At 74.6% G+C, this 4,103-nt stretch carries 3 protein-coding genes and 2 pseudogenes; 2 read left to right on the plus strand and 3 right to left on the minus strand.

Annotated elements, in window-relative coordinates; genetic code table 11:
* Positions 1-698 (plus strand): hypothetical protein (locus tag D476_RS37945; protein WP_040726303.1); only part of this gene is annotated, 698 nt, incomplete at its 5' end.
* Positions 699-827: 129 nt separating this feature from the next.
* Here the strand turns inward: D476_RS37945 and D476_RS0113645 are convergent.
* From D476_RS0113645 to D476_RS33225, 3 genes and pseudogenes are all read right to left on the minus strand, one after another.
* Complete coding sequence (locus D476_RS0113645) at positions 828-1,196, minus strand: STAS domain-containing protein (RefSeq protein WP_026123488.1); 369 nt, start codon at positions 1,194-1,196, stop codon at positions 828-830.
* 197 nt (positions 1,197-1,393) lie between these two features.
* Positions 1,394-2,407 (minus strand): methyltransferase, encoded by a 1,014-nt coding sequence (locus D476_RS0113650; RefSeq protein ID WP_017624500.1) that lies wholly within the window; start codon positions 2,405-2,407, stop codon positions 1,394-1,396.
* Between the two features lie 146 nt (positions 2,408-2,553).
* Positions 2,554-3,183: pseudogene (locus tag D476_RS33225) on the minus strand (integrase core domain-containing protein); the annotation flags it as partial.
* A 321-nt stretch (positions 3,184-3,504) separates the two neighbouring features.
* On the opposite strand from D476_RS33225, the pseudogene D476_RS0113660 reads away from it, so the two are divergent.
* Positions 3,505-4,103 (plus strand): annotated as a pseudogene (locus D476_RS0113660) (SWIM zinc finger family protein); the annotation flags it as partial.

Below are 4,103 nucleotides of genomic sequence, written 5' to 3' on the forward strand. Positions count from 1 at the left end.
TCACACTGGTCGCCGCGGGCGCGGTGGTCGCGGCCGGGACGGTGCTGCACCCCGGGTACATCGACGCCGGGCACCCGCTGCCGGTGGACCTGGCCTATGTCCTCGACGCGGACACCGGGGAGGCCGTGTGGGCCGCCCGCGGGGCCGGAGACCATCCGTGGGCGGCCCCCTTCGTCGACGGCGACGCCCCGTTCGACGCCTCGGGCCTGCTGGTGGCGGCACCGCCGCGGTTCACCGTCGCCCAGGGGCCCGCCGAGGCCGCCGACCTGGCCGCCCCTACGGCCGAGGCGCGCTCGGCCCCGCCCGACGACGCGGCGGGCCGGGAAGCGGTCCTGCGGGTCGGCTCCGCCCGGGGCGCCGCCGACCTGCGCGTGGACCTGGGACGCGTTCCTGAGGAGCTGGAGATCGCCTATCCGGGGCTGAGTGAGAGGAACCCGGGCCTTCGGGAGCGGAGCGCCGAGATCCGGCGCAGCGATGGAGAGGACGGGGGCTTCAGGATCGGCCTGTCCGCCGTTCCCGAGGACGGGGCGGAACTGCGGATGCGGTTCGACTCCGCCGAGGAGGTGGAGGTCAGGGTCACCGATCGCACGCGCGGGCTCGACGGGCTTCCCGGGTACACCGACCCGCCCGAGGGGGTGGGACCGTGGGTGATGCCGGATTCGCATTCGACGCTGGTGACACGGACACTCCGGATCTGAACCGCCTGGGCGCGGGAAGCGCGACACGGACGGCCCCCGCCCGGTAGGTGGGCCCCCGCTGCGCGGTCACGGGCGAAGCCGACGCAGTAGGGGCGCGGCCGCGGGGCGGAGACGGTCCGGGGAGGGGCGCTAGTCGCGTCCGGGCCCGGGGACATGGCCCTGGTGCCCGGGGGCGTGGGCGAGCGCCATCTCGACGATCGGGTACACGTCCAGCAGCTCGTCGATCCTGAGGGCGTCGAGGGTGCGCTGCACCTGCGGGGTCGGCTCGGCCAGGACCATGTGGCGCCCCTGGGCCGTCAGGACCTTGTAGGCGGCGAGGACCGCCCGGACGGCACTGGCGTCGAAGAACGTCACCCGCGAGAGGTCGACCACCACGCATCTGCGTTCGCCGACCGCGGCCGCGCCGATGACGTCATCGCGCATCCGGTCCGCGGTCGCGATGTCGATCTCGCCCCGGACCGGCACCACTGTGGCACTTCCGCATGGGAAGCGCTCCATAGGTCCTCCATGCACGCCGCGCCGCCTCTCAGTCGCGCCCCCGAGTAACTTCACGATCACCCCCGTGCGCAAGATCGTATCGCCCCATTGGCGCCTTGAGGGGGTTTTCTCGGAAATCCGTGGCGCGCCTCGCGTTCAAGGGACTTTCGGCCCCCGGGCTCCCGCGCGCCGGGGCCCAGGGCGGACATTCCCGCACCTCATCCGCTCACCGGGGCGGCCTCCAAAAGGCGCATCTCCAAGGGCATCTCCGATTCCCCGACGGGACGCAGCCCGGCCTGTTTAAGGACGGCCCCATATTCGGATCCGGTGCGTTCCGCACCGCCCGTCATCACCATCATGTGCACGTCGAAGGCGAGCGACAGCCACGGGTGCCCCTGGTCGGGCAGGACGCGTTCGGCGATGAGCACCCGGCCGCCCCCCGCGGGCATGGCGGCGCGGCAGTTGGAGAGGATCCGCTGGGCGGCGGCGTCGTCCCAGTTGTGCAGCACGCGGCTGAGGATGTGGACGTCGGCCCCGGGGACGCTTTCGAGGAAGTCGCCCTCGACGACCGTGCAGCGCCCTTCGGCGATGTAGGGCAGCAGGCGCTCGCGCGCGGGCTCCATCGCGGCGGGCAGGTCCAGGAGCACGCCGATGACGTGCTCGTGGCGGCTCAGGACGGCCTCCAGGACGGCGCCGTCGCCGCCGCCGACGTCGGCGACCTTCGACACCCCTGAGAAGTCGAAGGACGACGCGAGCGCGTCGGCGTAGCCGACCCCGGCGGCCATGCCCGCGGAGAACCGCCGTGCCTCCTCCGGGCGGGACGCGATGAAGGAGAAGACGTCCTCGCCGAACGCGGCCTCGAAGGGGCGGACCCCGGTCCGCACGCCCTCGGCGAGCCGGTCCCAGGCATCCCGGAAGTAGTGCGAGTCGTAGAGGAGGGCCTGCTCGCGCATGGAGCCGGGGTGGGCGGAGCCGAGCAGCTCGCCGGTGGGGGTGAGCGCGTACCGCCCGGCGTCGTCGTGCACCAGGCCGACGGCGGCCAGCAGCCGCAGCAGCCGTTCGAGGGGTTCCCGCCGCACGCGCAGCTCGTCGGCGAGCTCGGCGCCGGTGCGCGGGCCGTCCGCGAGCCCGTCGGCCACCCCGAGCTCGGCGGCCGCGGCGACGGCTTTGCCGACCCATGGCCCCACGAGCAGCCTGAGCAGTTCCCTGCGGTCTGCGTCTCCCCCGGTCACAACACTCTCCCCTGGTCGACCGTCACCTACCGTATCCCGCCGACCGCGGAACGCCTCGACTCCTCCCGGAACGCACCGCCGAAAGCCGCCGAGCGCCCGCGCGAAGCCGTCCGAACGGCGGCCCCCGTGACCACGACACCTTGGATGTGGTGTTCGGGGAGGTCGGGAACACGCTCTGCGGGTGCTCGGCCGCCGATCCCGGTGTGGGGCCGATGGCAGTTGTACCAGTCCGAAAAGGCCGGGTAGGCGGCTTGGCGCTGGGCGTCTGACGTGTAGGGGCGGGCGTAGGCCCACTCCTGGAGCAGGGTCTGGTGGAAGCGCTCGACCCTGCCGTTGGTCTGCGGCCGCCGGGGCCGGGTCCACCGGGGCCAGATGCCCGGCTCGGCGCAGACCCGGCGCCAGGTGTTCTTGGAGTAGGCCCAGGCGTTGTCGGTCGGCACCCGCTCGGGGCCGATCCCGTGCTCGCGGAACCAGGCAGCGGCGCGGCGCAGGAAGGCGGCGCAGGTCGCGGCCTTCTCATCGTCCAGGATCTCCGAGTAGGCCAGGTGGGAGCAATCGTCCAGGGCGGTGCACAGGCAGGCGGTGCCGTTGCCGGTGTTGCCGCTGTTCCTGTTGGGGCGGGCCGCCGCGCGGCCCAGGGCGCGGTGGCCGCCGCCGTCGGGGATGCGGCCGAGCTTTTCGACGTCGACGTGGACCAGCTCGCCCGGGTGTTGGCGCCCGTAGCGGCGCACGGGCTGGGAGGTGGCCCGGTCAAGGGGCGCTGGTGGGCTGTGACCACTGACCGGGGCACACATTCCCCATCAACGATCCAGGCGCCGGGGCACCGAACCTCACGGTGTCGGGCGCCCGAATCGGGCCGCGGCACCGGCGTTCTTCCCGCGCGGCACGATCGCCGCCCGAGACGCGGTCGGGCGGCGGGATCGCCACGCAGGGCACCCCTGGCCCGGGGCCCTGCGGCAGCGTGGTCGGGTGGCGGGCGTGTGCACGGCCGGGAACCGCCCCCGCCATCGTCGTTCCTGCCGTTCCGCGTACCCGGCGCGCGGAACGGCCCCGGCGCCGCCCCGAAAATGTCGTACCCGCCCCGTAGTTTCAGGGATGTGAGCACACACTGGAGCGCCGACGACGTCTGGGGCCTCGTCCCGGACGGCTCCTCCCGGTCGGACGTCCTCACGGCGGCCGACGGGGGCTCCTGGCCCGTCCTGGGCGCGGCTCGCCAGGTGTGGGGTTCCGGGGCCGGGCAGGACGGGTCCGGTCCCGGAACCACCGTCTGGGGCGAACACGCCCAGGGCGCCTCCGCCCCGCTGCGCGTCGCCCTTCGCCTGTCGGACGCGGGCGGCCGCCCGCTCCACCGGTGCGGGTGCCCCGTGCGGCGGAGGATGTGCACGCACGCGCTGGCCCTGCTCCTGCTGTGGAGCCGGGGCCGTGTGGGCGACGCCGCTCCTCCTGTGTGGGTGGTGCGCTGGCCCGGACGCCGGGCCGCCGCCCTGCGGGCCGTCGAGCAGCGGGCCCGCCGCCGCTCCGACCGGGTCGCCGCAGGCCTGGCCGATCTCGAACTGTGGCTGCGCGACCAGGTCGACACCGGCCTGGCCGACGCGCGGACGGCCGGGTACGCGCACTGGGACGGCATGGCGGCACGGCTGGTGGACGCCCAGGCGGGGCGGGTGGCCCGGCGTGTGCGCGCGTTGGCGGGGGGGGG

It is taken from the genome of Nocardiopsis chromatogenes YIM 90109 (assembly GCF_000341185.1).
In the GTDB taxonomy this organism is placed as follows: Bacteria; Actinomycetota; Actinomycetes; order Streptosporangiales; family Streptosporangiaceae; genus Nocardiopsis_A; species Nocardiopsis_A chromatogenes.